We start from the raw sequence: 4,566 nt of genomic DNA on the forward strand, positions 1-4,566 counted from the left end.
ACTTGCTCAACACCCAACACCGACTGCCAAATCTGCGCCAATAGCATCTCCAACTCCCCTTCTGGTGCTGCATAAGCTATCTCGCTTTGGAGTTGCGCCTTTGGTAATGCCTTTCTATCTATCTTGCCGTTACTGTTCGTTGGCAGTTCCGGCAGTGCCATTAACACACTCGGGACCATATAATCGGGTAATTGCTGGGCTAACTGCTCTTTTAGCACCACCACATCTAATAAACCTTCTTCATGTCCTGATACATACCCCACTAAACGCTTGCCCGACGGCGTATCATCCGCTATAACAACCGCTTCATTCACACCCGCTGACTTACGTAGTAAAGACTCTATCTCACCGAGTTCTATTCGAAAGCCTCGAATTTTAACTTGATGATCAGTACGTCCCAAGTACTCCATTTGGTTATCTTCATTCCAGCGCACCAAGTCTCCTGTGCGATATAATCGTGAGCCATTTTCTTTAAATGGGTCCGCTACAAACCGCTCTGCGGTTAAATCTGGTCGATTCAAATAACCTCGCGCTAACCCGATCTCTTCCGCCATGTATAACTCACCTATCATACCCGGTAGAACTTGATTCAATTGGCCATCTAATATCCATGCTTGACGTTGCCCTAACACCTCTCCTATCGGCGCATACACACTGTCAAAGCTGCTTCCTGGTAATGCTTTCCACGTCAATGGCGTCACAACCGTCTCTGTTGGACCATAACCATTAATAAAAAACGCTGGTTTTAAAACCCGTTGAGCAAGTTCAAAAGACGCTTGTGGCATCGCATCTCCACCAAAGCAATACACTCGAACCGGTGGCGGGTTGCCTATTTGTTCAACATACGCGGCCAACTCTCGCAAGAAGACTGGCGGAAATACCACCACACTTACGCGCTGTGCGTGCATATTTTCATACGTTTCTTGTAAGTCCCATTGTTTTTCTGGCCTAATAACCACTGTACCGCCATGCGTGACTGCTGATAACCAACGTTCATGTGCCCCATCAAAACAGAATGACATGAATATCAATTCTCTGTCTGACGCGCTTAAGCCATAACGACGCCCTATTGAACGACAATGCATCCCTATCGAACCTCGACTTACCAACACCCCTTTTGGATTACCCGTTGAGCCCGAGGTATAAATAACATACGCCCCTTGTGCTGGATAAACCGTCTCCATTTGCCAGCTATCATGGAGCGTTATCTCTGGTAAACAATGTAACTGCGCCTCTCCTGCCAATTCAGCAATGCGGTTATCTGACACCAGTATGTGCTGCATCTGACTGTCTTTTATCATATAAGCTAAGCGTTGCTCTGGATAGCTCAAGTCCATCGGCACATACACTGCACCCGCTTTTAAAATGGCTAAAAATGCCACCGGCAAATCTCGGCTTCGCTCTAGTGCAACACCCACTCTTTGCTCTGCAACTACCCCTTGCTCACGCAAGTAATACGCCAATTGCGATGATCTTTCATACAGCTCCTTAAACGTATAACTGAGGCCATCACACGTAACGGCTTCTGCATCGGGTGTCTGCTCTGCCAATTGATTTAATGTTGACACCACATCTTGATATTGCTCTGGGCGTAAAATCGGGGCATCGCCATTCGGAAGATATATCGGTGTTTCTACCCCCACTAAATAAGGTGTAAACTCATCACCAAACCCTTGTACTTGTAACGAGTCTGCTTGCGCTGATGTGACAAGGGATAGCTCTGACAAGATTGGGGTTTGGTTCGCCACCATCGCTAAAATCAAAGACCCCAGCTGCTCTGACAGCCTGCTCGCACTGGGTGTGCTTACTTTGTCACTTTGATATGTCAGTGTTATTTTCAATAACGCTGCTATATCAACCTCTACTGAGACAGGGTAATTGGTTTCTTCTTCAGAATGAACAACATCAAATGACGTATCTTGTCTTTCTTCACTTTGCAGTGCTTCTGAGATCGGGTAGTTCTCAAATACCATTAAGGTATCAAACAACCCTTCTTTATTGAGCTCCAAATGCTGCCCTGCTTGCTTTTGAATATCATAAAGCGGGGTAAATTCACTCTCTCTAGAGCGAACATTCGCATTTTGAATTGACTGTAACCACGTTGTTAGCGACTGAGCGGGATCTATTTCAGTGATCACTGGGATGGTATTGATAAACATCCCCAAGCATGTGTTACTCCCATTCATGTCTGTCGGTCTACCCGAGGTGGTTGCCCCAAAGCATACTGTGTCTCGATTTAAGTATCGCGACAGCAACAATGCCCATGCACCTTGAATAACGGTGTTAACTGTTACATGGTTTTGCTTAGCAAAGTCTGTTAAATGCGTTGTTTGTGTCTCATCAAACTGAATATGTCGCTTAGCATAGCGCTCAGTTTCTTCAGCGCCACTTAATACCGACGTCAGGTAACTTGGGTCCGTCAGCTTATCCGTTTCATGCTGCCAATATGCTAAATTACGTGCCGCATCTTGTTTTTCAAGATACGCAATATAGTCTTTATATTGCACCGTACTTTTCGGTAACGTTATGCCTTTATATGCTTGTAGCACTTCGCCCATCATGGCGGATGTGCTCCACCCATCGGTTAATAAATGATGATTGGTCCAAATTAAATAATGCGCTGACACGCCCGTTTTTATCAGTGTTAAACGCGTCAAACCTGGCTCGTTAATAAAATCAAACCCTCGCTCTCTATCCGCTTGCGCTGCGTGTATCACTGCATTTTTATCTAACTGACTATGCTGCCAATCTAGCTCCTGCCAATCTTGTGCACGCTCTTTAGCAACAAACTGTAAGTTCATTTTATCTGTACATACAAACCCTGTTCGCAGTACATCATGACGTGCAATGACTGATTGCCAAGCCTGTTTAAAGCGCGCAACATCTAAGCCTTTCACCTCAAAACAAATCTGATTAACATACGCGTTGCTTTGCTCAAACATGCTGTGGAATAACATGCCTTCTTGCATCGGGGATAGTGGATACAGATCATCCACATTACTCAGGGTAAGTGGCAACGCAGCTAATTGTGTTTGCGATAATTTAGCCAATGGGACATCTGATGGAGTCAATGTACCGTGTGCTGTTTGGCAATGCGCCACAATCTGCTGTAATGCAGCCTCAAAGTGTGCGGCAAACTGCGCCACATCGTCATTATTTAAACGCGCTTGTGAGAAACTTACTTCAAAAGACAGTGCCCCATTCAACACTTGCCCATTAACCGTCAATTCGTTATTAAGATCGATGTTATCACTCGTTGCTTTCCCTGAGCTTTCCGATGCTAAACGCCAAATCGATGTACTATCCTGTACTGCGCTGTTATCAAACTGCCCCAAATAGTTGAATTCAATTTGACTGAGAGAGCTCTGCTGCAACTGCTTTTGTTCTTCATCTGTGCCATTAAATTTAAATGCACTATATCCTATCCCCTTGTTTGGAATCGCCCGTAAGTTTTCTTTATTGGCGATGATGGTATCCGCCAACGAGGGCATACGCTGTAATACAATAGGATAGAGTGTGGTAAACCAGCCCACAGTCCGACTTAAATCTACGCCCTGCTCCCATGGCTCTCGCCCATGACCTTCCAAGTTGATAGACACTTCTGATTGACCTAACCATTGATACAAGGCTTCACTTAATGCGCTCAGTAACAAGTCATTTATCTGTGTACGATATACTTTTGGCGCTTCATGTAATAATGACTCAGTACGCACTTTATCTAAATTGACGCTGACCGCTGCACGATGCAAAGCCAATTTACTGCCCTGTGCATTTAAGTTAGGTAATTGTAATGGCTGAGTGACTTGCTCAGACCAATAGGCAAATTCCGCTTCAAATTGACTTGGGTACTCACGTACACGTTCAGCCCAATACTGATAACTGTGACTCTTTAATGCCAAGGTAAGCGCTTTGCCTTCGATAGCTTGCTCATAAGCTATCGCCAAGTCATCCAATAAAATCCGCCAAGACACACCATCAACCACTAAATGATGGATCACTAACAACAATCGATATGTGCCATCAGTGACTCGCATTTGTACAACTCTCATGATAGGCCCATGAGTAATATCTAGACTTTGCTGGGCCTGTTGTGCATATTGCTCGATGTCAGCTACACCCACTTCATGTAACCACTTAGTGTGTTCTACAAGCTGCTCGCTATGTGGAGTATATTCCTGATGCCATGTGCCGACCTCATTTTGATAGTATCGCATACGTAACGCATCATGCGTTTCAATCAATGTGCTAATTGCTGCGTTAAGCGCCACTTCATCTAATACTTGATCGCTATGTAACATAACCGCTTGGTTCACATGAGAGCGTTCAACCATCTCCTTTTTAAAGAAGCTTGACTGGATGGGCAATAAAGGTACTTGGCCCGCCACACTTTGCTCAATTAAATCGTCGTCTTGTAACAGGACTAAGTGCTTGGTTAAAAGCGCGATCGTTTGTTGTTCAAACACCTGCTTAGGTGTGATCAAGTATCCAGCCTGACGAATTTTGGCAATGATCTGTAAACTGACGATTGAGTCACCGCCTAATTCAAAGAAGTTATCAAAACGGCCC

The 4,566-nt window shown here is 44.8% G+C and carries 1 protein-coding gene; it reads right to left on the reverse strand.

The genetic code is table 11. The features are described 5' to 3' along the window. Positions 1-4,566: non-ribosomal peptide synthetase (locus J7338_RS20320; protein ID WP_210798790.1), on the reverse strand; the 4,566-nt coding region annotated here is incomplete at both ends.

Source organism: Pseudoalteromonas ostreae, from assembly GCF_018069805.1.
GTDB lineage: Bacteria > Pseudomonadota > Gammaproteobacteria > Enterobacterales > Alteromonadaceae > Pseudoalteromonas > Pseudoalteromonas ostreae.